Origin of the sequence: Terrabacter ginsenosidimutans (assembly GCF_039539425.1) — a bacterium.
In the GTDB taxonomy this organism is placed as follows: Bacteria; Actinomycetota; Actinomycetes; order Actinomycetales; family Dermatophilaceae; genus Terrabacter; species Terrabacter ginsenosidimutans.
The window spans coordinates 1-25,020 of record NZ_BAABDC010000008.1 but is presented as its reverse complement, the minus strand read 5'-3'; the positions used below and the strand labels follow the sequence as shown (position 1 = coordinate 25,020).

Below are 25,020 nucleotides of genomic sequence, written 5' to 3'. Positions count from 1 at the left end.
CACGACAGGCGACGGGCGCCGTCTACGGTGCACGGTCCCTGCCGTCGAGGGGCCGCGGGATTCCCCGCGTGCTTGTGGCTGAGCAGAGGCCTGTGGATGACGACCTCGCGGTGAGGCGCAGGTGGCCTAGCTTGAACGCGCCAGATCACCGCAGTCCGGGCAGGATGTCGGGCGAAGCACTCACAGGGTTCAGGGGACAGGCATGTCGACACAGGAAGCGGTTCGCCACGTCGAGGGCGAGGTGCGTGAGCTGATCCGCCGTTCGGGTCTTGACCCGGCGAGCGACACCAAGGCTGTCCGCCGGCTGGTGCAGGACGCCGTCCAGGACTACGACGAGCGCTCGCTTCACGGCGGCCTGCCCTCGCTGGGCGACCAAAGACTCGCGATCCACTCGATCTTGGCCGTCGTGGCCGGGTACGGCCCGCTCCAGCAGTACTTCGACGACCCCACGGTCGAAGAGATCTGGATCAACGAGCCCTCCAGGGTCTTCGTCGCTCGTGGCGGGATCGCCGAGCTGACCCCGACGATCCTCACGACCGACGAGGTGCGAGACCTCGTCGAGCGCATGCTCAAGAGCAGCGGCCGCCGCGTCGACCTCAGCAGCCCCTTCGTCGACGCCACCCTCGCGGACGGCTCGAGACTGCACGTCGTCATCCCCGACATCAGTCGCACCCACTGGCAGGTCAACGTCCGCAAGTTCGTCGTCAAGGCTGACCACCTCGACGACCTGGTCCGACTCGGGACCATGCCCCGACAGGCGGCGACGTTCCTGGAGGCAGCGGTCGCGAGCGGCCTCAACGTCCTCGTCGCCGGCGGCACCCAGGCCGGCAAGACCACTCTCCTCAACTGTCTAGCCGCAGCCATCCCGCCACGTGAGCGCATCGTCACGTGCGAAGAGGTGTTCGAGCTCAAGATCCCCCAACGGGACGTGGCGGCGATGCAGTGCCGGCAACCCAGCCTCGAGGGCACGGGGGAGGTCCCGCTCCGACGGCTCGTCAAGGAGGCGCTGCGCATGCGCCCGTCGCGGATCATCGTGGGAGAGGTGCGACAGGAGGAGAGCCTGGACCTGCTCATAGCCCTCAACAGCGGAGTTCCTGGCATGTGCACGGTGCACGCCAACAGCGCCCGTGAAGCCGTCACGAAGATGTGCACCCTTCCGCTGCTGGCCGGCGAGAACGTGTCGAGCCGGTTCGTGGTGCCCACGGTCGCTGCCGCGGTCGACATCGTCGTGCACGTCGCCCTCGAACGTGACGGAGTCCGTCGGGTCCGGGAGGTGGTCGCGGTCCCCGGCCGGGCCGAGGGCGACGTCATCGAGATCGCTGACCTCTTCGTCACGCGCGGGGGAGTGCTGCGCCGCGCCGATGGCTTCCCGCCTCACCGCGAGGCCTTCGAACGGGCTGGCTATGACATGGCCGCCCTTCTCGCGCAGGTGGACCCGTGATCTCGCCGCTCTTTGTCGGGCTCCTCCTCGCTGCGGGTGTCTTCTTCATCTACTGGTCCTTCTGGCCTCAGGAAGCCCGGCCGCGGCAGCCTCGACAGGGCGGCTTCATGATGGAGCTGCGCGACCACCTGACCCAGGCCGGCTACTCCTCGGTGACTCCGGCCAACGTCGTCCTCGGCTCCGTCGTCCTGTTCGTCGTCGCCTTCATGACGGTCCTCGCCGTGACCCGGGTCGTGCCCATCGCGCTGTGCTTCAGTCTCATGGCCGGTGCGCTCCCGCTGTCCTTGGTACGGATGCGAGCACGCAAGCGGCGCAACAAGCTTCGTGACCTGTGGCCGGACGTCGTCGACAACATCACCTCCGGGGTGCGTGCCGGTCTGGCTCTGCCAGAGGCGCTTTCGCAGCTCGCCGTGCGTGGTCCGACAGAGCTGCGACCGGCCTTCGTCGCCTTCTCAGAGGACTACCGGACGACCGGCCGCTTCCACGACTGCCTCGACCGGCTCAAGGACCGGCTGAGCGACCCCGTGGGGGACAGGATCGTCGAGTCCCTCCGGATCGCCCGTGAGGTCGGCGGGAGCGACCTCGGCAAGCTGCTCCGCACGCTCTCGTCGTTCCTGCGGGAAGACGCCCGCACACGGTCCGAGCTCGAGACGCGCCAGAGCTGGACGGTCAACGCGGCCCGGCTGGCAGCAGGAGCTCCGTGGGTCATCCTCGGTCTGCTCGCCCTGAACGGCAGCTCCCTCACGGCGTACTCCTCGCCGACGGGGTGGGTGGTCCTGGCTGTCGGCGCCGGCCTGTGCGTCGTCGCGTACCGCGCGATGATCTGGGTCGGTCGTCTCCCCGAGGAAGAGCGGGTCCTGCGATGAGCGAGTTGACCACGCGTCTGGGCGGCCTTCTCGGAGAGGGATGGTCGTGGGTTGGGGCGAGCGCCGGTGTGCTCCTCCTCGCCGGCCTGGCGCTCTCCGTCGCAGGTCTGCCGGCCAACCGCCGACCCACGCTCGACGACCGTCTCGAGCCCTACCTGCGTGACACGCCCCGCCCGTCCACGCTGCTCTCGCGGCCGGCGCCCCCTCGCGGACCGTTCGGCTTCGGGGAGCTCATCGCGCCCTACGTCGCCCGGCTCGGGGCCGGCGTGGGGTCCGCCCTCGGTGGCGCGCCCTCCGTCGTGCGGCGGCAGCTGAGGGCAGGCCAGCCGGCGGACGTCGAACGGTTCCGGGCCGAGCAGGTCATGTCCGGCGCCGTCGGTGCCCTACTGGGGCTGCTGTTCACGGCAGCCGTCGCCGCGGCTCAACGCCGATTCCCGTTGCCGGTCCTCGTCTCGATGGTGGTCGTCGGCGTCCTCGGTGGCATCGCGGGTCGCGACTACCTCCTCAGCCGCGCGGCCAACCGCCGCGAGGCCCGCATGCTGACCGAGTTCCCCACGGTGGCCGAGCTGTTGGCGCTCGCTGTGAGTGCGGGCGAGGGCGCCGTCGGAGCCTTGGAGCGCGTCTGTCGACTGTCGCACGGCGAGCTGTCCGACGAGCTGCGGCGGTGCCTCGCAGACGCTCGCGCCGGCGCCAACCTGCCCACCGCCCTGCAGGGGCTGGCTGACCGCACCGGCCTGATGAGCCTGACGCGCTTCGTCGACGGGATCGTCGTCGCCGTCGAGCGCGGCACGCCTCTCGCCGAGGTGCTACGCGCCCAGGCCCAGGACGTGCGCGAGGACGGGCGACGAACCCTCATGGAGGAGGGCGGCAAGAAGGAGATCTACATGATGGTCCCAGATAAGTTCGCCTAGGGGTACCGCCGTCCCGATCAGGGGCTCTCGGCCTTCATTCGCCGCACCGAGCGCCCAGGATCGCACGGACTGACAGCATCGACAACGCCAGGTCGTGCTGAACAGATGGACTGGGTTACGGAACATCTAGAAGTGGGGTGCCCCCATGATCACCAACGACGTGTCAACGCTCCCCGGGATATCGAGCTCGAGGACCCCCAAGGATCTTTGGGGCGCAGCCCGGCCAAGCAAGTCTCGACCTAGACCAACGACGTCGCGGGTGACGGCACGACGACCGCGAGCGTGCTCGTCCCGGCCATGATCAAGGAGGGCCTGCGCAACTTCGCGTCTGGTGCCGACCCCGCCGCCCTCAAGCGCGGCACGGTCAAGGCCGTTACCGCGGTCAACGACCGCCACCCCGAGGCCAACTCCGGGTTTGGTACCAGCGGGGTCAAGTCGTGCGCTCGCTCCCGAGATGATGACGCGGTTCGCGGCGCGCAGGGACTAATGCCACGACGCCGCTGAGGTGGCCCGTGCGGCCCAAGGTCCGTCCGGCTTCGCTAAGGTTTGGCGCGGGACACGCGGCGATGAGTGGAGGGCTGTCGGTTGGCGCTCGACCCGAACTGCCGAATCAATCACTTCTCCGAGAGCGCTTACGGACCCAAAGGGCATGGGGTGGAAACGGCGTTCCGAGAGCTAGTCTCGGCCCAGAGACGCCTTGGCCGGCAGGTGCAGACGAACGCAACTGGGCATGACGGCGTGCTGCATGTTCACACAATCGGGCCTATGTCTGCCCTCCGTTTGGTGCGCCATCAGGGTCTTGCCGTTGCGTCGGCCCACATTACTCTCGAGTCATTAGATGGCAGCGTTCGTGGTGAGCGCCGTGCCCGGGCAGCCCTGCGGCGATACATGCGCAACGTGTACTCCAGTGCCGACCTTGTCCTTGCGGTTTCACGCAACGTGCGGGCTGAGTTGGAGAGCCTTGGGGTCACGGCGCCTATCGAGCTCTTGCCTAACGGTATCGACCCTACGCCGTTCGAGCCAACGATGGCACGGAAAGCGAGAGCAAGAGCCGCCTTGCGAATTGGTGCCGACCAGTTCGTGGTTCTGGGGGTGGGGCAACTGCAACCACGGAAGGGGATCGCAGAGTTCCTCTCCTGTGCCCGCCACATGAGGGAGGACCGCTTTTTGTGGGTGGGCAGCGCGCTGTTCGGGGCGATGTCGGCCAGCAGAGGGACAATCAGCCGAGCGGTTCGCGACAGCCCGCCCAACGTCACATTTGTGGGGCAAGTTCCGCGAGAGGAAATTGCTCGCTACTACCACGCCGCGGATGTATTCCTTCTGCCCTCTCGGCACGAAACCTTCGGCTTAGCCGCGGTAGAGGCGGGGATCGCTGGCTTGCCGCTCGTGCTGTGGGATATCCCTGCCGCCAGCGACGTCTTCGGGCACGTGCATGGAGCGTGCGCCACGGCGCGAGATACGGCTGGGCTCGTACGTGAGATCAGAGCCTTGAAAAAGAGTCCCGAAGCGCGGCACGCGCGTGGTGCAGCAGCCCGTGAAGCAAGCCTGAGCTACGGCTCGGCAGCGGTCGCGACTCGCTCACTCGAAATCTATGCGCATGCTGTTGAAGCTAAGCGGATTGTTCCAGGTCGCTATTGACCTTATCGGACGTGTCGTTGAGTTCTTTCCCGGCGACGAACATGACGATAAGGGCCAATATCAGGCCGCCGCGATGCGCCCACAACCATGGTTGCGAGAGGACATTCTCGGGATTGGTCCAGCTCACGGCGAAGATGACCAGCATGACGCAGGCGTACACCAGCGCGATCAAGCGCACACTTGTTCTATTTCGGTAGCTGCGATTCAGAATGAGAGGCTGATGCATGGGTGCGCCTTGTGATCCCATCGCGTCTTCCAAGTGCTGGCGCAATGCGATTCTTCTTTCAATGTCCGTGTACAGCTGCAAGAGGTATGTGACGACAATCGTCAGGCCGTACGGAGCCACTAGTGTTACGAGAGGCTGGCTCGCATTCCGCGCGAAGCCAAGGGTCACCACTCCAGCAGCGATTAGTCCAGCCATGGAGATCACGCGGTCGACGGCCTCAGAGGCGGACCGCACATCCTCGTCCAGCCGTGCTATTTCAGCGCGTAGCTCGTCTGCGAGCTGACGGTTAAGCCCAGGCGGTTGTGTCGCAGGATTGGTGGTTGCGTTCAGCCCCACCCCGGGTTGCGTCGGATCCGGCATGCCCTGCCCCTCTATTCGATGGTTCCCGGCCGAGTTCATGGGCCGAGAGTCTGGCTGGAGCGTAGCCTTGCGACCGGCGGTGAGCTTTCCTGGCAAGTTCGGACGTTCCGAGTTTCCCGCCAGAGACGTTCGAGGTACAGCGCGGCTGCGACGGCGCTTTTCCATGAGTTCCCCCTAAGGTGCGACGCGCAACGGTTGGCCCACTACTCGCCCACCCTGAAGCTGAGGCGAAGGCCTTTCCCGTCGAACCGGTATAGACCGAGGCTTCGCTCCTCGAACGGATTTGCTAGGAGTAGGAGTCGTGGGCTCTCGGACAGGGCGTGCTCGACGAACGCAATTCGCCACTCCCCGGCCCGCGAGCTGGCTGCCTGCGCTGCCCGAACTTCGCTCTCGCCCAGTTGGATCTGGGTGGCGTCGCCCACGCTGGCCTTGACTTCAAAGAGCCGCCTCACAGTCTTAAGTTGGATGCGGAAGTCGAAACCAGCGCCATCGTCTCCCGTTGTGCCGGGGAAGTATGCTTCGCGGTTGCGTGAGACCCAGGCCTCTTCGTTGCATGTGTCTGGGTAGCGGTGGCGGAGCCACGAGTACACGAAAAATTCACCGGCGAACCCGATGGCCCTGCGCTGCTCGTCCGTGAGCCTTTCGATCGGCCGGCTGGGCCGGCCGGCAGTGGAGACTCGGTCCTTGTCGTGCGCCGGCGGCTCTATTGGGGCGAGCGGGGCTGGCTCCCCGCGGCTTGGGGCCCGCAGGGCAGGGATGCGCTTGTTGAGTTGGTCGATGAGGGGGTCGAGTGAGGTGCCGACGTCGATCCGCTCGTTGCCGATCCGCACGCTGCGTCGTTCTCGTTCGGCGTCGAGGCGCGCCTGTTCCGTGGGGTCGCCGACGGCGTCGAGGTCCGCGGCGACCAGGCCTAGGGGTTCTTCGTCGAGGCTGGCCGGCATTGCGTTGGGCCATAGTCCTGCGCGGCCAAGCCACCGGATGCAGTCGTCGCGGTCGGCGAGCAGGCGGAAGTCGACGGCGCCTAGGTCGCTGAGCTGCGTCTGGGCCACCTCGGCGGGGTTAGGAGCTGCCCAGATGGGCGGGGGCGCCGTGTAGTGCTTGTGGCACCACGCGACGACAAATGGGGTCGCCTGGGTGACAACCGCCTCTACCACTTGGAGGTTCGCGGTCCTCGTGGCGTCCCGCGGGGGCAGGTCACTTGGTGTTGCGGCCTTGTCCCCGGCCGCGGCCAGCAGCTGCTCCACCTGGTCGGCGATCAGCTCATCGGTCAAGGTGTCGACGGTCAGGCCCCAGTTGGGGTCGGGGGTGAGAGCCGTGAGCGAGGTCCACTGCTTCCAGTCGGCTTGGGTCCGTCCCAGGTCGAACGCGCGCACACGCCGCATGCGTAGGTCCTCGAGGATGCCGGGCCGGTTGCGTTGGAGGTAGTGCGCGAACGCGTGTTCGTGTTCCGCGCCGTAGTTGATCAGTGGGTAGCTGTCCCCGAGTTCGCGCAGGCTCTGGTTGAAGTCGGTGAGTGTGATGCCGAGGGCCTTGCGGAGATGGTCGAGGTCGGGCGACTCGGAACAAAGCTCTGTCAGGGCGGCGCCGTCATCGAGCCCGAGCAAGCGGGCGGCGACCCCCACTACATCGAGCGAGTCTGCGGACAGGTCGAACCCGGCGGCTTGGTTCCGCGGTTCGAGCGGGGCGGCGTCTTCCAGGGAGGTTGCGTAGGCGACGGCGGCGTAGAGCAGCCGTCTGGTTCGGGTGTGGTGGATGTCCGTGAGTCCACGGACCGCCTCCATCTCGTCGATGCCCATCCCGACGGCGGCCGCGAGCTCACTGGCATCGAGGCTGTTCGGCACTGCCGGGTGCTGCAGGCGCAGCTTGAGTAGGAGGTTTTCCAGCCTCTGCCACAGTCTCGGCTCGCCGACCAGGTCGAGCACCGCGGCGGCGATGTGCGAGATGTCATCCCAGGTGTATCCCGGGGCACTGGAGATCAGTTGGCTCCCGATTTCCTTGGCGAGGGTCGGTGCGATGTCAGACGGGATGGCCAGGACTCCGTGGAAGGCGGCCGGCAGGTCTTCGCGGCGGTCGCCGATGGCCACTTCAAGGCGGCCGACTGGGTGCAGTTGGATGAGCCGAACGAGTTCGAGTAGCTGGGTGATCCGGTGGTTGCCCAGGTTGATCAGTGCGGTCCCGGTGTGCGTCATCACAGCCGCCAGTGCCGGGAGGAGCCAGTCCAAGGATTTGATCAGCAGGGGCGCGTCCGCGCTGGGGGACCACGGTTCGCCGTCCGCGTAGATCGTGATGTGGGCGTCCGCTACGTCCTTGACCTCACCGCGATCGAGCGCCTCCGCGGCGCTGATGGCCAGTGGCTTGGCCGCCTCAGGAACGGTAAGCATGGGTAACGCGAGGCCGATGAGGATGCGCGTGGTGACGCTGTCGTCGTCGTCGGACCGGACGAAGAGCGGCGCGCCGTGCGCTGCAGGCCACGCTTCGGAGCGGCTTCCGCGGTCAACGACGAACGACGTGAGCCGCGGTGTAGCACCGCGGCGGCCTTGGTGCTTCCAAGCGGTTTGGTAGTCGTTGCGCAGCTGCCGGGCCTCCGTTAGGGACTCGACGGAGGTAAGCAGACGTGGCATGTGTTGCAGCTGCCGTGCCGCGTGGGGCTCTGTGCCCCAGTACCCGACCCCCAGCTCAGCGAGCCTCTTGCCAGCTTCAGGGGCGACCAACGACTTGAGCGATTGGCCGGCGAGGCGGGCATAGGCGGGGGCGTGGTCTGTGCCGGCCGGGTCGGGCATCCAGGCGCCCTCGCACGGCTGGTACGAGACCGTCCCATCGGGCATCTGCGTCGGGAGCCACGCCCGACTGCTGAGGAAGGCGGCCGCCGGGGTGGCGCGGTGCGCTTCCACGCGCGTCCGCGGGTTCGTCACCCGGCGCCAGGTCGTCGCCAACAGGTCCTCGTCGCTGGCCCCGAGGAGGTGGACGAGCAGACGGGCGTAGGCCTCCCGCACCCGGTCGGGCATGTCCTCGATCTCGCCCTGGCCGGGTAGCCACCAGATATGCGAGTCCGCTCGCATAAGGGTATCGGGGTGCGGGGTGTGACCTGTTTCGGGGAGCGAGGGCAGCCATTGAGCCCTTACCTTCTCCGGGATGCCATCGGCGGCCTCGAGGTGGCCGGCTCGGAGATGGCTGCCGTAGAGCGTGCGGTTGTCCGGGACAGACAGCGCCGGCAGAGTGTCCCCGGCGCCAGCTTCACCTAAGAAGCGCGACCACGCGTCCTTGGAGTCGCCAGTCCTCAGGACCTGCTTGGGTGGTGCCAGCAGTCGCGTGGCAAGGCCGGCGAGCTCGGGAGCTTCGTCTTCGCCTACGCCAGCGAGCAGTTCCAGGTCGCGCCCCCGGGCTGAACCCCATGCTCCGGTGAAGAGTGCGTCGGCCGCGTCTACCCAGGCACCGCCCTTTGAGGGGACGCGCAGGCTCAAGTTGGGTGGGAGCTTGATTTGGGTGGTGCTGCTGGCGTTCCAGATATCGAAGGCGAAGTAGAGGCAGTCGCGGGAAGCGTCGGCGCTGGGGTCCGTCTGCAGGACGCGCCGGACGACCTCGAGCAGGCTGCGCCTGTCGAACCGCCGCACGAGATTGTTGTCGCCCAGGAAGCGGCGGCTGGCCGAGCGGCGTCGGGGCTGTCCCTCGTGCCACGTGAGGTCAGGGTGAAGGTAGCGGAGGTGGCGCCTGATGCGGGACGGTGTTGCGCTGGTGTCGAAGTCGACCTCGTCCTCGTCCTCGTTCTGGGTCCTCGTCGGCGGGAAGACGACGGCGGGGGCGTTTGCCTCCTCGCGGTTGGTGGCGCCGGCGTCACACGGGAGCAGCTCCCGGCCCTGGCCCAGCAGCACTTTCCGCCCCCTGAGGGCGTCCGGTTGGTTGCCGAAGACGCGTACCAGGTCGGCGTAGAACAAGTCCCAGTCGTTAGTCGGTGCGGACCTCTGTGCTTTGGCCACGCTTTCCGCCCACGCTGCGAGTTGCTCCGGGCCGGGCTTGAGGGCGTGCCCGAGTGCCGTGGCGGTCAAGTCCAGCCTGGCGCACCGGATCGGGCCGATGGCATGCGCATCCAATAGCATCGCGTCGGAGCTGCGGGCAACGTTGCTGGCCGTGAAGACCTCGAGTGAGTGGTCGTCGTACCACAACCTAGCGCTGGCTAGCGGGGCGGTCTCTGGGCTTCGGTTGGTCCCGCGCATCACGGCCACTTGGAACTTGGATGCCGCTTCCTCTCGAGTCATGTCGGCAAGGAGGTGCCTCAGGTACTCGGGGCGCCAGGCTAGGAGGTCGGCCAGCCGCCCCTCCCACCCCGGGTCCTTCTGGCCCCCCGCAACTGTCGTCATGCCTTCACGGGCGAGGTTGCCGACTTCGTCGAGCAGGCAGGCGTTCCAGGCGTGCGACGCATCCACGCCACGCCGGGAGTAGTCGGTGAGGAAGGGGGCATTGACATGGCCGCCCATCACCGACGCGGCTGTCTCCTGCAAGGGCAGGAAGGTGTAGAGCTGGGGCTTGGCCTCGGGCTCGTCGGGGAGTGCGATGTCCACGTAGGCGACGCCCTCCCACCGTGACCATGCGCGGTCCATGACGCCTGCCCCCACCGCCTCTGCAATGACGGCTCGTGCCTGGCGCGCGGGGACACGCCTGCGAAGGCGCAGGAATTGCTTGGTTTGGTCCAACGTGACAACACTCTGGCCCCCGCCGAGCTCGCGCTCTTCACGGCTCAGCGTGTAAGGCTCGGGACGGTCCTCGGTTTGGATGGTTAGTCGTGCGATTCGGTCGAGGAAGAGGAGCGGGGGTGCTGCCTGATTGACGAGTTCTTCAATGCGAGCGCGGACGCTCGTGAGGGCCTCGGGGGAGCGTAGCGGGAGGCGGATGACGGTTACGTAGCCGGCCTCCCGAAGCGAATCAAGCGGCTTCCCGGACGCTTCGCAAGGCACGATGACGTCGAACCTGGAGAGGTTCTCCTCGACATCGCCCGGTTGCAGCGGTACGGCGCCGACCCCCTCGAGGTGTGACGGGAGGTGGAGGGCCTCGGCGACCTGCTCAAGTTCGCCAGGTCGAGCGAACCGGAACGTGTACCCATTGAAGCCAGGGTCGTCCGGGCCCGAGCAGCTGTAGACCTCCGGCTCGTCACTGATCTCCAACACGCTCTTGAAGCCGAGCCCTTTGTTGCCGATGCCTTCACCGACGGGTTTGTCACTGATGCCAAGCCCGGAGATGGCGCGGGCGTTGCTCGGGGTCAGGGGCCTGCCCCCGTTTGCCACGTACAGGGTGCCGAACAGCCCCTCAGTGTCGACGAGTCGGATGGCAATCTGGCCGTCGCGGGCGTCTGCGGGGTGTGCATCATATGCGTTCTGCACGAGCTCGAAGAGGAATCTCCCGTGGTACTCCTGAGTCGTTTTTTCCGTCAGGGATTTCACCATGCGAGCGTGTTGGCTGTCCGTGCCCGCCAACATGACGCCCCTTACAACTGCGCGCCCATGCTCCAAGACCCAATCCCGCGGGCACTCCTCAGGTTGGCAAACAGCCATCGCGTTCACCGGGCCAAGATATCCGGGGCCATGCGCCTGCGAGCGTGAACGGCTATGCCCGATTGCCCCTCCCTGCTGTGGCGCTCATCCATGGCGAGGGTGCCTAATACGTCAGTGCCACGAGAGACTTTTCGCTGGCCGCGAGTCAGTGCGCTCGCGAAGCTGTGCTTCCGGGCGGCACTCGCCACAGCAAGTCCGCAGCTACTCGCCGCCGATGGCCGCTTCGTATGCCGAGTCCAGATACCTTCTAAGCGCCCGTGCCGACCCATAGGTCAGCGCCCTTCCGCGTGGCGCTCGGCGCGAGCTCTTTGTGGCACTAGCGTCTCGCGCATGGTCAGGGTGGTAGGCGGAACGCCGCGGTTCGCGCACGAGTCGGAGCGGGTCGTCTGGGAGCAGCTGTGCCGGACGGCGGCGGACGACACCGTGCTCATCCCCAACCTGCGACTGACGTCCGCGCTGAAGGACCACGAGCTCGACGTCGTCGTCCTCATGCCCGGCGTCGGCATCGTCGTCGTCGAGGTCAAGGGCGGCAGCGTCACGGTCGACGCACAGGGCCAGTGGTGGACCGGGGGCGGCACCCGCCGCGACCGGATCCGCCCGGTAGAGCAGTGCCGGGTCGGCAAGTACGTCCTGCGCGAGTTCGTCGAGGAGGACCCGCGCTGGAAGGCCCGACACAGCCGGGTCCGGTGGGGTCACGCCATCGTGCTGCCCTACACCGACGTGCCGGACGACTTCGCCACACGGGAGTGCCCCCGGTGGATGGTGAGCGGACGCGGCGACCTGGACGACCTCGCCGGCCGGCTCCGGGAGGTGTGCGCGCTACAGGAGAACACCCAGCGCGTGCCGAACGCCGACGACGTCGAGCTCATCCTCGAGATCCTCACCGGCCGCAGGTTCCCCGTCTTCGACCGCACCGGTGAGGCCGACGAGCGGGAGGCGGCCGCCGACCGGCTCACCCAGGAGCAGGCGGCCCTGCTGTCCGTCACGCGGCTGATCAGGCGGATGGAGATCCGCGGCGGCGCCGGCAGCGGCAAGACGATCCTGGCCCTGACCCAAGCCAAGGACCTCACCCGCGGACAGGGCGACAGGAAGGCGCAACGCGTCGCGCTGGTGTGCTACTCGATCGGGCTCTCCCAGTACTTCAAGCGCCAGCTCGCCGGGGTGCCGCGCAACCACCGGCCCGCGTTCGCCGGCTCCTTCGAGGACCTGGCCAACGAGTGGGGCATCGACACCGCCTCGCACGACCGCAACGACGCCGACTTCTGGGAGCGCGACCTCGCCGCCCGGATGACCGAGGTCGCCGCGGGCCTGCCGGACGGGAAGAAGTTCGACGCCGTGATCGTCGACGAGGCCCAGGACTTCGCCGACCACTGGTGGCACCCGCTCATGAAGGCGCTGCGCGACGAGGACGAGGGCGGCCTGTTCGTCTACTCCGACGAGAACCAGCGCATCTTCGCCCGGTTCGGCCAGCCCCCGGTGCCGTTGGTCCCGCTCGTGCTCGACCACAACCTGCGCAACACCCAGCAGATCGCACGCGCCTTCGGGCCGCTGGCCCCGATGCGGATGCAGCTGCGCGGCGGCCCCGGCACCGAGGTCCGCTTCGTCCCGTGCCGCACCGATGAGGCGATCAGCACCGCCGACGACCACGTCGACCAGCTCCTGAACGAGGGCTGGCAGCCGCAGCACGTCGCCCTGCTGACCCTGGGCTCGCGCCATCCGGCCCAGGTGGAACGGCAGCAGGCCGACGGGCACGTCGGCTACTGGCGCTCCTTCTGGGACGACGAGGACGTCTTCTACGGGCACGTCCTGGGCTGCAAGGGCCTCGAACGCCGCGCCGTGGTGCTCTGCGTCAACACGACGAACCCGGACCGGGCCCGCGAGATGCTCCACGTCGGGATGTCCCGCGCCACCGACGAGCTCGTCGTCGTCGGCGACCCCGACTTCATCCGCGAGATCGGCGGCACTCAGGTCGCCCACCGGCTGGGAATCGACTGACGGCGAGATCCCCGGACTCGTGCGGACGGGTGGCGGCGCCGCCTTCCCGACCCATCGCCCGAACCAAGCGGCAGTGTCTGCGTCAGGTTTCGCCAGCACGGCGAGCCCCGGGCACAGTCCCTGATGACACGAGGCCCCGGTGCCACACCTCGGCAGCTTTGAGCTGACCATCCCAGCTGAACGAGGTCCGGTCCGCTGCGCTGGAGTCTCCCAGACGCGCACTCACCAGGAGGCAGGTTTCGCGAGCCCAGTCGGCTTGGAAGACAGCTCAAAACCACGACGAGCGGCGGCCATAGGGGCGCTGTCGTAGGTCGCCATCGGCGTTCGTGCCTCTCCGCCGCGCGCAGCACGCCACCCGCCCTTGCGCTTCGTGACGGGTCACTTTCGCAACAGCAGCCACAGGCGCCCCGAAATTTCGTCGCGCTGCCTTCGGGGGCCCGCGTTTGCCTTCGGTGCAGGGCGGATGGCAATGTCACGGATTCATTTGTGACAGTTGACGATTCGCCGCTTCGAGGGTTTGCTGGCTCCGCCCCACCGCATTGATGACGCGCCACGGGCGGTTGGGTGACCCGCAACTTCGCGGTGCAGCACCCGATACCCGAACTGTTCACGTGTTCGCCGAACGCCATGGCGTTGGTAGAAGGAGGTCGTGGGACCCATGAGGAAGCCAGGGCTCAAGCAGTTGATCGAGGCCGCGAGGGACCCCAAGAAGGTGCTGCGGGGCTTGGGGCCTCGACGCGCCGTCATCCAGTGCAGGCACGAGGCACCGTGGGGGACTCTGGCCGAGGTGCGGGACGACGTTGTGGTGGCTGACGGCAGTGCCCACGACCTGAACTGCTCGTACGACATCTCGGTGCGATGCCACCGGTGCGCGCCTTCGACGGGGCGCCAAGTGCTCGACGTACGGAAAATCCGTGCTGAACTCGCGAAGCCGCACCGTGGTGTCTTGAAACTGGACATCGAGAAGGTGTCCCGCCCGCCGCGCGAGCGCTGAAGTTCATCTGAGGAGAGGACGGGCTCGGAGACCGCCTAAGCGCGGTACGGGAAGAGCCCTCGCAGTACGCCGACGACATCTGGCCCGACGGCAGCCATCGCTGTGGTTGTCATGCCGGAGGAAAGATGTCATCGAACAAATCGCCGTCGCGCTCTGCGCGCCAAGCGAACAGTCAGTCTCCCCTGAGTGAGTCCGCCGATTCGCCGCTCGTAGCCCGCACCAATCAGCCTTCGGGCGTAGACCAGCGCCTCACCCACGTCGAGCGCGTCGTCGCCGCAGCTCCACCCCTCAGTGATGACCAACGGGCTCGGATCGCCTCTCTGCTCAGTGGGGGTGCGAGATGAGCACCAACCACGGGCCCAAGGATGGACGATCGCCCAACGATCCGGCCACGACAGCAGCAAGGCCTGAGCCCCTCATCTGGAACTTGGCCGTTCACGTCGACGGCGAGGTCATCACGTTCGACCTGACACGGCAGGCCCGTGACGAGGAGCGAGAGCCCCCACACCGTCTCATGCTTGGACTGAACCAGCTCCGGGACACTATGTCGCTCCTCACAGGCAGGCCGCCGGCCGCGCCAGCGCCGACCCGGCCCCGGCCCTCGAAGGCGTACACGCCGTGGACTGATGAAAAGGATCAGGAGCTTGCAGACAAGGTGGCCGAGGGCTGGACCACCGCGGACCTCGCCGCGCACTTCGGTAGATCGCGGGGCGCTGTCTCATCCCGCGTCGAACGGCTGATGTTTCGGGGCCTCATCTCGTCGGATGTGGATTCAACTCATGAGTAAGACAGGCGGCACCGAGCCGAATCGGCAGGTGGCGCAGAGCGATCCGGCTGCAGACCTCATGCGTTCTTGGAGCGTAGAGCGACCGTCTGGCATGGGCGGGCACCCGGCGCAAGGCAGTTCGCCTGCTGGCCCCACGCTTGCGTCGTCCGTGCGAACCGCTAACACCGCCTTCCTTGGCGGTCCGGGCCTGGATCCGGTCGACATCTATCTGAGGCAGATCGGGAAGGTCGAACTGCTCGATGCCGAGCGGGAGCTTGAGCTTGCGAAGCGGATCGAGGCAGGGCTGTTCGCTGAGCACAAGATCGGTGAGGGCGGCCGGATGGATCCCCAGCGCAGGCGAGACCTCGCGCGGATCGCCGAGGAGGGCCGCACTGCCAAGTCCACCCTCATACAAGCGAACCTGCGGTTGGTCGTTTACGTAGCCAAGCGGTACCCGCGCGGCGGCCTCGACCTCCTGGACCTCATCCAAGAGGGCAATGTGGGCCTCATCCATGCTGTCGAGAAGTTCGACTTCACCAAAGGGGTCAGGTTCTCGACCTACGCGACGCATTGGATTCGTCAGGCGCTGCAGCGGGGTGCCCACCAGGGGCGACCTATCCAGCTGCCGCACCGCGTGGGGGCCAAACTTCGCGCGATACAGCTGGCGCGCGAGTCGCTGAAAGCCGAGATCCCCCGGACGCGCTCACGCCTCGCCCTCGCCCAGCGGGCTGGCATGTCCCGTGCCGAGCTCGACAACTTGCTCGCGCTGCCCACCGTCGTGGTGTCCCTGGACGCGCTACGGCCGGTTCATTGGCAGCCGGGACGGCGATGGATCAACGACGACGAGTGGAACGCCGAGTGGTTCGCGCCGCGATACGACGTGCTCGTTGGCCCCCCAACGGTCGCGGATCAGGCAATCGCTCCTGCCGGGAAGTGTATTCGCGAGGCGATCTCGACCCTGTCACCCCGGCAGGCAGACGTCGTTCGGCTCCGGTATGGGTTCGACGAGGACGGCCCGTTGAGCGGCAGCGATGTAGGGCGAAGGTTCGGAGTCACGGCCGAGCGCATTCGTCAGATCGAAGGGCTGGCCCTCTCTCGTCTAAAGGGACGGCTAAGAGACCGGTCCGGCGGCAGGTGCCCAAGGTGTTGGCGCGGGACCCTGTCGTGAAACCGCTACGCCCACATCCGCGCCCCGGGCCAGACAGTGCGCCGGCTCCCAGCGAATCTGAAGTCGAGGGCGCCATGGCTGCGGCGCGCAGCCTCATCGCATGGGGTATCCCCGTCTTCTTGGCCAAGCCCGCGAGAGACTCGCGGGGTCAGTGGGACCCACATGGGGGCCACCGCGAAACGGGCTACTGGATGCCGCGGGGATGGCAGAACACGCGTCCGGACTCGGCGGTCCTGGAAAGGTGGCGTCCCGGCATGGCGCTGTGCGCTGTCATGGGGCACGGCATCGACGTCCTCGACGTGGACCCGCGCAATGATGGGGACTCCAGCCGAGCAGAGCTAGTCGCCGAAGGAGTCTGGCCGACGGTGTGGTTCACGGCCTCGACACCCTCCGGTGGAACGCACGAGTTCGTGAGCGCGCTCGGCATCCACTCCAAGAACGACGTGCGGCCCGGTCTGGATGTCAAAGCCGGCAACGACGGAGCCGGACACGGGTTCGCGTTCATAGCGCCGACGCTGAGGGCATCGAAGGTAACTGGGCGGATCCAGCCCTACCGGTGGCTGCGGCCTCCGGCCGATGCCATGCCAGCCAACGACGGGAGCGGGGCACAGATTGTCCAGCTCGTCGGCAATCCGACGCGCACAAGGGGTCGGAGCCATCGATCAGGCGGGAAAGGGGACGCGGCCGGATCCGCTGCGTTCGCAGCCCTCTCGGAAGATGAGCCTCCGTGTTCGGCCATGCTGAAGCAAGTTGATGTCATCGCAAAGGGCTTGGCCAACGGTGGCCGACACGACGCCATCACGGGCCCCCTCCTTCGGCTGGTCGGGCTGGCCGAGATCGGGCACCAAGGGTTACGTCGGGCGTGCGCGCTGGTGGAGCACGACTACGTGTCCCGCGTGGCCGACGACCGGGCAGGTGGGCAGGCAGAGGCGCGGTCGGAGTTCCAACGTTCACTGATGGGTGCATTGTCTCGGGTCTTGGGTGAGAGGCAGGGGTTCCGGCGTGACGTCGCCTGCGACTGCTTCCTTGAGTCGGTCGCGACAGCAGCCGGAGACCCGCGTCTCTTCAACCGGGGGAGTCGGGGCGTCACGGAGCGCAAGGTGCTCTCCTACCTTCACCTGGCTGCCCGCAAGACTCGGTCCCGGGTGATCTGCGAGTCGCAACGACAGATCGCGGAGGGTGCCTTCACTAGCCGCCCGGTCGTAGCGCGAGCGCTGATCCGACTCGAAGACCTAAATTGGATACGGCGGACCCCAAACCGCAACTTCTTGGCCCCGGACCGGATCCGTCTCCTGGTACCCGAGGTGCGCGCGGAGATGCCAACCGAGAAGATCGCTGGCGTTGCTACACCGGCGAGCCTTGCGGATGGCATCTCAATGCACGGACGCGTCCACCACCTATTCGGGCCCCAAGGTCTGAGCGCCGGTTCTGCCGAGACGCTCGCCGCGCTGGCCGAGCGAACAGGGCCCAAACTCCGAAGGCGATCAGACGGGCTGCGGCTCCGGTTGCTGCAGGTGACTCCTGGCAGCCAGCCAAGCGAGCTGCTCATGGACCCATGGCAAGGGCCACGTCAAATTCCTCGGCCGGCACGAGGAGGCGGCCGCACAGTGCAGGAATTGGCCGAAATAACCGGCAAGAACCGCTCCACGATCTCCCGTCACCTCAAGCAGCTGAAGGACCGGGGCTTGGTGTTCGAGCAGCGCACCTCCGACGGAAAGAGGCGTTGGTGGCGATTGCGCTTCGACCCCGACCAGATCGCAGACCGGGACCAGATCCCGGACACTTCCGGGCCCACGGCGGCCAAGCACAGCCGCGAACGCCGCGCCTTTCTTACGCAGCTGTCGGGGAAGGAGGGCTCAGTGGTGAAGCGCCGCCTAATTGGTGAGATGACGGCGCTCGTGGACTCCCGAACGGAGGAGGTGCTAGACATCGTGCCAACCGAGGATCTCGGCATTGATGCTGATGCCACGGATGAGTGACGGCGAGGGAGTGGAGCACCTCGGCGGGCTAGTCCGCCTACCGGGGGTGCTCGGATCCGGAGAGGGTTTCATGGACTGTTCAGCAACAGGTCCAGGTCGGGCCCTCGCGCGGCTGGCTCGCCTGCGAGCGCCCAGCCATAGCGACGTCCCCGGGCTCAACCGGGCGACTAGTTCTTCGCTGCTTGGTACGCCGCCACAACGCGCTGCGGGATCCGACCTCGCGCCGGCACGTCGTGCCCGTTGCTGTGCGCCCACGCTCTGATCTCGGCGTTCCGGGATTGCCCCGTGGAGGGAAGGGTGATGCGGCTTCGGCTTGCCTGCCTTCCATCACCGGCCTTGCGAGCGACTCGAGTGTAGGGTCTGATCGCTTCACGAAGCGCCGCAGCGTTCTGGTGCGACAAGTCAATCTCGTAGGTCGTCCCGTCGAGGGCGAATGTGATCGTTTCGTCGGCGTCATTTCCGTCGATGTCATCAACGAGCGTGGTGATGGTCTGCTTCACGCCGCAAGCGTAGACGGACCGGCTTCGAGCTTCCTCCAAGGCTCAGAACTCGGGTCTCTCCAGGGAACGGGCCGAGTGCGCCGTCCCGGAAGAGTGCGTTCGCAAGGCCACCGAACGCGCGAGGCTCTGACGACGTATCAAGTCGCACAGCCGAAAACGCCCTCGGTGCGGCAGCCCGCAGTAGTTTGCGGACATGAATCGGGCGCACCCTGTCGAAGCAGCGGCAAGCGATCAATCGGTTGATGCCGTCGAGCGGTGCATCACCAAACTCCTCGAGGAGTTCATCAGGCATCCTTTCGCGCACCGGGTGGAGCACTCCCTGCACGTCGACCTCTACCATTCGCTCCTGCAGATGCCGGCATTCGATCAAATGGTGCGGATAGGGAACTCGCCGCACGTGACCCGTCTGGTCCATAAGGAGTGGCCCAGTGTCGAGGCCGTGAGTCTGCGCGACTCTAGGCCGCGGCGTCAGAGCTACGACATCGCCGTCCTTGACCCCAAGTCGGTCGAGAACTCCACCTTGAACGACTTCTCGGCTGGACGGATCCCCGCGCATGTGGCCGTCGAGCTCGGCCTGGACTACAGCCTCAAGCACCTGGACGGAGACATCGAGAAACTGCGGGTTAACTCCGTCGAACGCGGCTACCTCGTGCACTTCTCCCGCAAGCCCTCACGACAGACGCAGGACGTGGAGCAGCGGATCGTCTCGCTGCGCGGGGTACACGTGGCATTCGCCCACCTCGACGTTGCCAAGGGCTCCTTCCGGGTGAAGGGTCTTCACGAGCGGGACGTCCGAGACCAGGCGTACGACCCTGCGTGATCAGACACACGGCAGGTAGCAGATGACCTATCGAGAGATGAGTGGGAATCTGTTCACCGCCGGTTTGCCCGCGATCGGGCACGGCTGCAACACGGCAGGATCAATGTCCGGCGGCATCGCACGCCAGGTCAGGGACCGTTGGCCGGACCTGTACGCCGAGTACGCGCAACTGTGCCGGACCGGGCAGTTTCGCCTCGGTTCATTCCAGGTTGTCGACGTGGGAGACATCCTGGTCTACAACCTCGCCACACAACGCAACCCGGGCCCCGATGCGAGTCTCGAGGCGATCAGGTCGGCGGTGGCAGCGGCCCTGTACGACGTGGCTCAGCGGGGCATCGGCGAGCTCGGGGTGCCGAGGCTCGGTGCTGGCATCGGCGGCCTGGAGTGGCGTGCCGTCGAAGCCGTCCTGAGGGACTGTGCCCGAGCCTCGCCGGTGGACCTGATCGTTGTCGCCTTGCCGAGACCAAGCCACAACGTCTTAATGCACGAGCGCGGTCGCCCCCGCCGGTTCACATTCGTCCTGCCTCGGCGACATGCCGGCGGGGGCGAGTAGGGCAGGGTGGGCGGCATGGCTGTCGTGTCGCTTCAGGCGCCGGTCGCCCTGGCGCGGTCCGTCGATGACCTCACGCCCTCCGGCGTCAAGGACCTGGTCTGGGAGCCGAAGTGGGACGGGTACCGAGCGCTCGTCGGTGGCGGGAAGATCTTCTCCCGCAACGGCACCAACCTCACGCCTCTGTTCCCGGACCTCACGCCCGCCCTGAGCTCGCGGCTGCCGAACGACCTCGTGCTGGACGGCGAGGTCATCGCGTGGGACCCGACTGCCGGACGGCTCGACTTCGAGGGCCTGCAGGCACGGGTGACCGCCGGCCGGCGCATCCGCTCCGTCGCCGCACGACGGCCCGCCCAGCTCGTGGTCTTCGACGTGCTCGCTTCGGGCAACGAGGACCTGCGTGGACTCCCGCTGCGAGAACGTCGGGCCGTCCTCGAGCAGGCCTTGGCGGGGATGGCGTCGCCCATCGTGCTGTGCCAGCAGACCGACGACGCGGCCCTCGCTCGCGAGTGGTTCGACACCCTCACGGCCGGTGGCATCGAGGGTCTGGTGATCAAGTACGCCGGCGGCACCTACCCGACCCTGCCGGGCCAACGGGTGTGGTGGAAGGTCAAGGCAAAGCGGACGCTGGACATGCTCGCGATCGGGTTCACCGGCGACCGGGCCGCGCCCAGCTCGCTCGTGCTGGCTTTCCCCGGCGAGTTCGATGAGGACGGCCACCCAGTCACGGCCGGCTCGACGACCTCGCTCTCGAATGCTGTCAGTCGGTCGCTGTCTCGGTTGTTACACCCCACCGGCGAGACGTTCGAGCGCACCTTCGCCTGGGGCTCGGCCGCCCCCACCCAGGTGACCGTCGTGGCGGCGTTCATCGTGGAGGTCGAGGCCGACGCCTCGGCCGCCGCAGGTGTGCTCCGTCACGCTGTGGGCCTGCACCGCACCAGGCCAGACATCGACCCGGCAGAAGTCCATCAGGTGGGATACGGCTCCCCGATGGACGGATCCATGAGGCGCGACCATACGTGCGCGTAGTGTCGGCCGCCGCAGCCGAAGGGTCGTTGAGCGGTGCTGGGAGTAGACCGCGTAGCGGCGCCTGCGCGGCTGAACTCATCATGCCGATCTTGCGGGCCGACGCCTTGGCTTACCAACGGCATAGTCGGACAAAGGCTCTCTGATATGTCGAGACGAATGTGGCCCTAACGGTTCGACGCCGTCCAGCTCCAATGGGCGCGACGTCGCGCTGCCGCGCCACAGGCCATACCGTTCACTCGTGCTCTTTACCCCGATCCATCGGGCACTGGGTCTGGCGCCCAGTCCGTTGACTGACGAGATCGTCGAGGCCGCCGTCGCAGCAGGCGTCGCCGAGACGCAAGACCTCGACTGGAAGAAACAGCTGCCCCCGGAACAGAATCTGCATCAGACGGACTTCCCGAAGGATGTGGCGGCCATGGCCAACTCGGGCGGCGGGGTGATCGTCTTCGGCGTCACGGAATCGAGCAAGAAGGCAGAGGGCCGCCACGATGTGGGCGAGCTCAGCGAGCGCCACGAGAAGACGCTTCGGGCCGTGGCGGTCTCGGCCATCTCGCCTCCCGTCTTCGGTCTCGACATCGTGAGGCTCGGGATAGATCCGCGCGCTGTTGCCGTCATCGTCCCTGCCGGCGTCGACGGCCCGCACCTGATCTACCGGAATGACTACTTCGGCGCGCCGATACGCGTTGACGCTGACACCCACTGGATGCGCGAACGCGAACTTGAGGCGGCATACAGCGCTCGGCTCGAGGAACGTGGCCGGGCAGGTGGGCAACTCGATGAGCTGTATCAAGAGGTCTTGGATAGTCGGGGGGTCGCTGCTGCGAGCTTCCCATGGATGGTCTGTGTTGCACGTCCCCGCATGGCTGCGCAATTGCGTCGTCGGCTCATCGGTGAGCAGGTCGAGGGCATGTGGTCAGTGGCCAACTCTGTGCTCGCTTACGCGGATCCGCGTTTTCCGACGCCGACGGCTGGGATTGACACGTTCAACCCCCGAGCGGGGTTGCGCCGGCTGATCTTCCGACCGAACGCGCCTCAGCAACCATGGACGGAAGCGTGGCTGGCGCTGCATGACAGCGGAGCGGTAACACTCGCCGGCGTCGTGACCGATCGTCCGGTCCAGGGCGACGACGGGGTGGACATCGCATACGAACGTGTGCGGGCGGTCAACGTCGAAGCCTTCGTGGCGGAATTCATGGCTCTGGTGAAGGCCTCGGGCCAGCACCATCAACTCGACGAGTTCGATGTGCAGCTGGGGATCGAGTGGGCGAGCGGGAAACAGTTGCTCTTGGAGACCGTCGACAGCATGAACTACACGTTCAGTGGAACGTCGGTGCCCCTCGCGCGCTATTCGAAGGTGCCCGCGACCGTATCAACGCAGGCGAGTTCCGAGCTATACCATCACGCCGTTCACAATCTGGCTCTCGACGCCGTCAATCAAGGCGGTATCGCCCGTCTGCGAATGATCCACTCGCCGCCGCCGCTGTAGCCCGTCCTCGGCCCAGGGAAGGCCTGCTTCCGGGCATCGATAACAGCGTTGTCTCTGAGGGCCTGGGCAGCGGGCTTCCAGCGATGGCACCCCACTCAGGATGAGCCGTGCGGTTCACGAACGTCTCTAACAGCGGTCATCGGGCACAGAAGCGGCCCTTGGCTTCATACGGACTCCGGGCTTGAGCTGGTGAAAGCTCCCCAGTCTTCTACAACCGACCTGAAAGCGCGAAAGGGCCGCTTGGCCGGCCCCATCCGCCCGAGGACGAGAGGAGCCGGCCAAGGTCTGTTACAGGGTGGGTTCTTCTGCGCTCATCCTTGTCAGGGCCCGGTACACCGACGCGCGACTGACGCCCACCACCCGAGCGATGGAGGCGACGTCGTGCTCACGGCTGTCGTACATGCTCCGGGCTACCTTCAGCTTCTCCGGCGTCCAGACGGTCGGTCGCCCACCACTCCGGCCACGAGCGCGGGCCGCTGCCAGGCCGGCCACGGTCCGTTCGCGGATCAGGTCACGCTCGAACTCGGCCAAGGCGCCGAAGACGTGGAAGATGAGCTTCCCGCCCGGGGTGCAGGTGTCGATGCTCTCGGTGAGGCTCCGGAATGCGACGCCCCGGCTATCGAGTGCCTGCACCGTGTCGATGAGGTGGTGCAGCGTGCGGCCAAGCCTGTCGAGCCTCCACACCACGACCGTGTCGCCCGGTCGGAGTTGGTCGAGCATCGCGTCCAGCGCCGGCCGGTGCTCGAGCTTGCCGGAGGCTTTGTCGGTGAAGATGCGTTGGCACCCGACGGCCTGGAGGGCATCGCGCTGCAGTGCCGAGTCTTGCTCAAGGGTGGACACGCGGGCGTACCCGACGAGGTAGCCGGCGGTAGGTGTCTCACTACTCATGGGTGTGCCTCCTTCTGAGACGTTGTTTGTGGACATGAGAAATGGACGGACGCCCCCGCCTCGTTGGAGGCGGGGGCGTCTGGGTGTTCAGAAACGCTCGTTTGTGGACGCCTTCTTTGAGTTCCTGGCGCGGGACCGGAGTCCCGAGGTCGGGCGCGACGAAAAAGTCAGAAGGCACCGCCGAGGGTTCTGAAGAGTGCTTGACTCGCGGTGTGGCAAATGCCGTCTTTGTGAGAGAGCCGCGCAGGCTGGCGGATGCCTTATGGCGTGACATGGTCGGTGACGTGTTCGTCAGTCTGTACAGCAACCAGGCGGTATCTCGGCGCGAAAAGGAGGCCAGCCCGACTATCGGCGCGCTGAGGCGGATTATCAACCTGCGAAACATCGGCGTCCGGGGAAAGGTGTTCGAAGAGGTCCTCGTTGGAGCGATCAACCGCCAAGACGAGCGCGTCATCTCGTCCCTCAGGGCAGTCGCCCGGGACGCGCGCATTCGTGAACCGTTAAATGCTGTTCACACGGCTTTCGAACGTGTCGATGCTGACGGGCTGAGTGAAGCGTTGCGTCGCGATGGTTGGTGTCCCACGAAGCTTCAGTACCTGGACAACAAAGTGGGTCGCCCGCTCGACTTGTATCGCCAACTAGCAGGGTTTAGAAGCGCCTTCTACTTGTCACAAGAGAGAACGCTTCACAGCCGACTTCAGGGCGCCGAGAAGGCTGACTTTTGGCTGGGGAACCGTGTAGATGGGCGCGTCGTTGGCGTAACGGTGAAATTGACCCGCGACCTAGTGGTGCCCACACCCGGAGTCCGCGTCGCCATGTTTGGCGCGGATGGTCAAAGGGGTACGACTACGACTCGGCGCTCCCCGGAACTGGGCCTGTGGATGGCGAGCGTGCCAGAGTCGTTCATGGCGGACTTTGCCATCGCTTGGAACTTCTTGCTGCTGTTAATCCTCGGTCCCGACAGCGTGCCCCTCGAAGTCGGTCAGCTCCTACGAGACTCGCCAGAGTTGCGGAACGCGTACAAGCGCTTGAGCGAACAGCCTGAAGTTGGGCGAGCTGAGATTCTCGATGTGCTCAAGCCGACGGTGGTCGACTACCTCCGGCGGTGGTTTAGCTCCGCTCCCATCCAGGAGGCTTGGGGCGACCCCAGGACAGGTCGGCTGATGATCAAGCACGCACATGTCTCGAAGCCGGACACCGAGACCAACAGAGTTGAGGTGTCCAAGGGCCGTGAGGGCGCGACGGTTGTGCGCGGCGTGGCCCCGGATGCTCGTGACCGGGGGGTCGCCTACGACGGCCCGGTCGTGCTTGAGAAGCTTCCCATCGGCGAACTTGGGGCGATGGAGGACACCTACGAGGCGGAGGACTCTGAGGTCGCCGACGACGCGTTTAAGGAGGTCGACGACGCGTTTGAGGACTCCGAGGAGGGCGCCACTCCGGCTGCTGCGGCCGAGACCGAGGAGACCGAGGAGTCCGGCTTCGTCATCCGTGACGACGACGAGGACGACGCCCCGGCCCAGCAGGTCGTCACCGCGGGTGCGACGGCCGACCCGGTCAAGGACTACCTCAAGCAGATCGGCAAGGTCGCCCTCCTCAACGCCGAGCAGGAGGTCGAGCTCGCCAAGCGCATCGAGGCCGGTCTGTTCGCTGAGGAGAAGCTCAACTCCGGTGACAAGATCGACATGAAGCTCAAGCGCGAGCTGTGGTGGATCGCCCAGGACGGCAAGAAGGCGAAGAACCACCTTCTCGAGGCCAACCTGCGACTCGTCGTCTCGCTCGCCAAGCGCTACACCGGTCGCGGGATGCTCTTCCTCGACCTCATCCAGGAGGGCAACCTCGGCCTCATCCGTGCGGTCGAGA

At 66.6% G+C, this 25,020-nt stretch carries 18 protein-coding genes and 1 pseudogene; 15 read left to right on the top strand and 4 right to left on the bottom strand.

Annotated elements, in window-relative coordinates; genetic code table 11:
• Nucleotides 1-202: 202 nt before the first annotated feature.
• The 5 genes and pseudogenes from ABD831_RS18755 to ABD831_RS18735 all read left to right on the top strand — a co-directional run bounded on the left by ABD831_RS18755 (nt 203) and on the right by ABD831_RS18735 (nt 4,856).
• Nucleotides 203-1,441 carry a TadA family conjugal transfer-associated ATPase gene (locus ABD831_RS18755; protein WP_344950272.1) on the top strand — a complete coding sequence of 413 codons (1,239 nt, stop codon included), beginning with the start codon at nt 203-205 and terminating at the stop codon, nt 1,439-1,441.
• Nucleotides 1,441-2,307: a type II secretion system F family protein gene (locus ABD831_RS18750; RefSeq protein WP_344950554.1), complete on the top strand. Its 867-nt coding sequence runs from the start codon at nt 1,441-1,443 to the stop codon at nt 2,305-2,307. The genes ABD831_RS18755 and ABD831_RS18750 overlap by 1 nt, the downstream gene beginning before the upstream one ends.
• Nucleotides 2,304-3,218 carry a type II secretion system F family protein gene (locus ABD831_RS18745; RefSeq protein ID WP_344950269.1) on the top strand — a complete coding sequence of 305 codons (915 nt, stop codon included), beginning with the start codon at nt 2,304-2,306 and terminating at the stop codon, nt 3,216-3,218. Before ABD831_RS18750 ends, ABD831_RS18745 begins: the two co-directional genes overlap by 4 nt.
• A gap of 130 nt (nt 3,219-3,348) precedes the next feature.
• A pseudogene (locus tag ABD831_RS18740) lies at nt 3,349-3,608 on the top strand (TCP-1/cpn60 chaperonin family protein); the annotation flags it as partial.
• Nucleotides 3,609-3,788: 180 nt separating this feature from the next.
• On the top strand, nt 3,789-4,856 hold the full coding sequence (locus tag ABD831_RS18735) for a glycosyltransferase family 4 protein (RefSeq protein WP_344950266.1): 1,068 nt from the start codon (nt 3,789-3,791) through the stop codon (nt 4,854-4,856).
• On the opposite strand, the gene ABD831_RS18730 is transcribed toward ABD831_RS18735, so the two are convergent.
• Both ABD831_RS18730 and ABD831_RS18725 read right to left on the bottom strand, forming a co-directional pair.
• On the bottom strand, nt 4,828-5,442 hold the full coding sequence (locus tag ABD831_RS18730) for a hypothetical protein (protein ID WP_344950263.1): 615 nt from the start codon (nt 5,440-5,442) through the stop codon (nt 4,828-4,830). The two genes, ABD831_RS18735 and ABD831_RS18730, sit on opposite strands and share 29 nt — an antisense overlap.
• A 203-nt stretch (nt 5,443-5,645) precedes the next feature.
• Entirely contained in the window at nt 5,646-10,877 is a 5,232-nt protein-coding gene (locus tag ABD831_RS18725; RefSeq protein WP_344950260.1) for a sacsin N-terminal ATP-binding-like domain-containing protein, read from the bottom strand.
• Nucleotides 10,878-11,315: 438 nt separating this feature from the next.
• On the opposite strand from ABD831_RS18725, the gene ABD831_RS18720 reads away from it, so the two are divergent.
• The 5 genes from ABD831_RS18720 to ABD831_RS18700 all read left to right on the top strand — a co-directional run bounded on the left by ABD831_RS18720 (nt 11,316) and on the right by ABD831_RS18700 (nt 17,887).
• Complete coding sequence (locus tag ABD831_RS18720; protein WP_344950257.1) at nt 11,316-12,980, top strand: nuclease-related domain-containing DEAD/DEAH box helicase; 1,665 nt, start codon at nt 11,316-11,318, stop codon at nt 12,978-12,980.
• A 658-nt stretch (nt 12,981-13,638) separates the two neighbouring features.
• Nucleotides 13,639-13,974 carry a hypothetical protein gene (locus ABD831_RS18715; protein WP_344950254.1) on the top strand — a complete coding sequence of 112 codons (336 nt, stop codon included), beginning with the start codon at nt 13,639-13,641 and terminating at the stop codon, nt 13,972-13,974.
• 340 nt (nt 13,975-14,314) lie between these two features.
• Nucleotides 14,315-14,761 (top strand): hypothetical protein, encoded by a 447-nt coding sequence (locus tag ABD831_RS18710; protein WP_344950251.1) that lies wholly within the window; start codon nt 14,315-14,317, stop codon nt 14,759-14,761.
• Nucleotides 14,754-15,908, top strand: a complete 1,155-nt coding sequence (locus tag ABD831_RS18705; RefSeq protein ID WP_344950248.1) for a sigma-70 family RNA polymerase sigma factor — start codon at nt 14,754-14,756, stop codon at nt 15,906-15,908. Before ABD831_RS18710 ends, ABD831_RS18705 begins: the two co-directional genes overlap by 8 nt.
• Nucleotides 15,909-15,982: 74 nt before the next feature.
• Nucleotides 15,983-17,887 (top strand): MarR family transcriptional regulator, encoded by a 1,905-nt coding sequence (locus tag ABD831_RS18700; RefSeq protein WP_344950245.1) that lies wholly within the window; start codon nt 15,983-15,985, stop codon nt 17,885-17,887.
• Nucleotides 17,888-18,054: 167 nt separating this feature from the next.
• On the opposite strand, the gene ABD831_RS18695 is transcribed toward ABD831_RS18700, so the two are convergent.
• Nucleotides 18,055-18,387 (bottom strand): histone-like nucleoid-structuring protein Lsr2, encoded by a 333-nt coding sequence (locus tag ABD831_RS18695; RefSeq protein ID WP_344950242.1) that lies wholly within the window; start codon nt 18,385-18,387, stop codon nt 18,055-18,057.
• A gap of 193 nt (nt 18,388-18,580) precedes the next feature.
• On the opposite strand from ABD831_RS18695, the gene ABD831_RS18690 reads away from it, so the two are divergent.
• From ABD831_RS18690 to ABD831_RS18675, 4 genes are all read left to right on the top strand, one after another.
• Complete coding sequence (locus ABD831_RS18690) at nt 18,581-19,207, top strand: hypothetical protein (RefSeq protein ID WP_344950239.1); 627 nt, start codon at nt 18,581-18,583, stop codon at nt 19,205-19,207.
• Between the two features lie 22 nt (nt 19,208-19,229).
• On the top strand, nt 19,230-19,760 hold the full coding sequence (locus ABD831_RS18685; protein WP_344950236.1) for a macro domain-containing protein: 531 nt from the start codon (nt 19,230-19,232) through the stop codon (nt 19,758-19,760).
• Between the two features lie 15 nt (nt 19,761-19,775).
• Nucleotides 19,776-20,786 (top strand): ATP-dependent DNA ligase, encoded by a 1,011-nt coding sequence (locus ABD831_RS18680; protein ID WP_344950233.1) that lies wholly within the window; start codon nt 19,776-19,778, stop codon nt 20,784-20,786.
• A gap of 238 nt (nt 20,787-21,024) precedes the next feature.
• A complete protein-coding gene (locus ABD831_RS18675) occupies nt 21,025-22,272 on the top strand; it encodes an AlbA family DNA-binding domain-containing protein (RefSeq protein ID WP_344950231.1) in 1,248 nt (415 codons plus the stop codon).
• Between the two features lie 288 nt (nt 22,273-22,560).
• On the opposite strand, the gene ABD831_RS18670 is transcribed toward ABD831_RS18675, so the two are convergent.
• Nucleotides 22,561-23,160: a recombinase family protein gene (locus ABD831_RS18670; protein WP_344950551.1), complete on the bottom strand. Its 600-nt coding sequence runs from the start codon at nt 23,158-23,160 to the stop codon at nt 22,561-22,563.
• 1,163 nt (nt 23,161-24,323) lie between these two features.
• Here ABD831_RS18670 and ABD831_RS18665 point away from each other — a divergent pair.
• On the top strand, nt 24,324-25,020 hold a 697-nt coding region (locus tag ABD831_RS18665), incomplete at its 3' end, for a sigma-70 factor domain-containing protein (protein ID WP_344950548.1).